3 protein-coding genes are annotated in these 2,212 nt (G+C 67.4%); all 3 read right to left on the bottom strand.

The features are described 5' to 3' along the window. Positions 1–68: 68 nt before the first annotated feature. The 3 genes from DBR34_RS00320 to DBR34_RS00330 all read right to left on the bottom strand — a co-directional run bounded on the left by DBR34_RS00320 (position 69) and on the right by DBR34_RS00330 (position 2,005). Positions 69–710: a LemA family protein gene (locus DBR34_RS00320; RefSeq protein ID WP_128095235.1), complete on the bottom strand. Its 642-nt coding sequence runs from the start codon at positions 708–710 to the stop codon at positions 69–71. Between the two features lie 122 nt (positions 711–832). Beyond that, positions 833–1,582, bottom strand: a complete 750-nt coding sequence (locus DBR34_RS00325) for a TerC family protein (RefSeq protein ID WP_128095236.1) — start codon at positions 1,580–1,582, stop codon at positions 833–835. 42 nt (positions 1,583–1,624) lie between these two features. After that, the gene (locus DBR34_RS00330; RefSeq protein WP_038692485.1) at positions 1,625–2,005 is read right to left on the bottom strand and encodes a diacylglycerol kinase; all 381 of its coding nucleotides are present in this window, start codon (positions 2,003–2,005) and stop codon (positions 1,625–1,627) included. Positions 2,006–2,212: the final 207 nt, after the last annotated feature.

Below are 2,212 nucleotides of genomic sequence, written 5' to 3' on the forward strand. Positions count from 1 at the left end.
GCGCCGGCCCGGCCAGGCAGAGCCCCGCCAGTACCAGGCCGCGCAGCACGCGAAGAATGTTCACCGGGTTACTGCGCCGGGGCCTGCTGCGGCTGCGGCTGCGGCGCGGGGGCCGGGGCCGGGGCCTGCGAACCGAACTTGACCGCCGGCGGCTGGGAGATCTGCGCTTCGTTGTCCACGGTGAAGTTCGGCTTGACCTGGTAGCCAAAGATCTTGGCGGTGATCAGCTGCGGGAACTGGCGCAGGAAGGTGTTGTAGTCCTGCACCATCTGGATGTAGCGGCCACGCGCCACCGTGATCCGGTTCTCGGTGCCTTCCAGCTGCGCCTGCAGGTCGCGGAAGCCCTGGTCGGACTTGAGGTTCGGGTAGTTTTCGGTGACCACCAGCAGCCGCGACAGCGCGCCGCTCAGTTCGCCCTGGGCCTGCTGGAACTGCTTGAGCGATTCGGCATCGTCGGCGTTGACGTTGATCTGGCCCACCCGCGAACGCGCGTTGGTCACGTCGGTGAGCACCTGGCGTTCCTGGTTGGCATAGCCTTCCACGGTCTGCACCAGGTTGGGAATCAGGTCGGCGCGGCGCTTGTACTGGTTGAGCACCTCGGCCCAACCGGCCTTGACCTGCTCATCCTTCTGCTGGATGGCGTTGTAGCCGCAACCGGACAACAGGGCGGCCAGCGTGGCCAGCAACAACAGGCGGGAGAACGATCGCATGGCCGGCTCCGGATCTCGATGAACGGGACCCGGAGCATGCCACGTTTGCGGTCAAGCGGATGTGGGGGCCGGCGGGTTTGCCGGGCGCCCCACCTGCCGACCCGCGGTCGGCACCCTCCCCGTTACCAGTTGCCGGCGCCCGGCACGTTGTGCGCCACGGCGCGGCGGCGCATCAGCAGGTTCAGCCATTCCACCAGCACCGAGAAGCCCATGGCCGCATAGATGTAGGGCTTGGGCACGTGCACGCCCAGGCCGTCCAGGATCAGCACGGCACCGATCAGCAGGATGAAGGCCAGGGCCAGCATCTTCACGGTCGGGTTGGCGTCGATGAAGCGGCCCAGCGGGTTGGCCGCCAGCAGCATGACCGCCACCGACAGCAGGATCGCGGCCACCATCACCGGCACGTGGTCGGCGATGCCGACGGCGGTGATCACCGAGTCCAGCGAGAACACGATGTCGATCACCGCGATCTGCGCGATGACCATGCCGAACACGGCCGAGGCCTTGGTGGTGGTGGGGTCTTCGTCTTCGCCGCCGGTGATCAGCTCGCGGATTTCCATGCCGCCCTTGATGATCAGGAACAGGCCGCCGAGGATCAGCACCAGGTCGCGGATGGAAATGCCGATGCCGGCCACCGTGAACAGGTTGGCTTCCATGTGCGCCAGGTAGGCCAGCGATACCAGCAGCGCGATGCGGGTGATGCAGGCCACCGCGATGCCGAGCTTGCGCGCGAACGGGCGGCGCGCTTCGGGCAGCTTGCTCACGGCGATGGAGATGAACACCAGGTTGTCGATGCCGAGCACGATTTCCAGGGCGCTCAGCGTGAACAGGGTCAACCAGACGTTGGGGTCGGACAGCAACTCAAGAAACATGGACATGGATCCTTACAAGGGGGAATGCGCCGTGGGGGCAGCTCAGAAGAAGCGGGGCAGCAGGACCAGGCCCCAGCACAGCAGTACGTTCATCATCAGCACGAACACGGCCGCCGAGCCCATGTCCTTGGCGCGTCCGGCCAGTTCGTGGAATTCGGCGCCATAGCGTTCGATCACCGCTTCGATGGCCGAGTTGGCCAGTTCCATGGACAGCACCAGCAGCATCGAGCCGATCATCAGCGCGCGCTCGACCGGGGTCTGGCCCAGCCACAGCGCCAGCGGCGCCAGCACCACCAGCAGGTAGACCTCCAGGCGGAACGAGGACTCGTGCAGCCAGGCCGCCCGCAGGCCCTGCCAGGACCACACCGCCGCCTTGAAGATGCGCCGGGGGCCGCGCGGCATGTGCCCGATTTCGTCAGCCACGGGGGCACGCTCCATCACGCAGGGCGGGCCGGGACGCGGGGAACAGCACGCAGCAAGGGGTCATGGGCAGGGCTGAATGGGCAGGCAATCCGTCATTTTGCCACAAGCCCGTCGCACCTTCGTCGGCGGCGGCCGGGGCCGGGGCGCGCCAATGGCCGGTCCGGGTGCCGCAGCGCAGGGCTGAGCGGCCCCGCCACGGCGGGTAAA

It is taken from the genome of Stenotrophomonas sp. HMWF003 (assembly GCF_003061285.1).
GTDB lineage: Bacteria > Pseudomonadota > Gammaproteobacteria > Xanthomonadales > Xanthomonadaceae > Stenotrophomonas > Stenotrophomonas maltophilia_AP.

What these genes read in the sequence shown, in the direction of transcription:
- DBR34_RS00320 (WP_128095235.1), bottom strand. Translation starts at nt 710, where the DNA reads ATGCGATCGTTCTCCCGCCTGTTGTTGCTGGCCACGCTGGCCGCCCTG.
- DBR34_RS00325 (WP_128095236.1), bottom strand. Translation starts at nt 1,582, where the DNA reads ATGTTTCTTGAGTTGCTGTCCGACCCCAACGTCTGGTTGACCCTGTTC.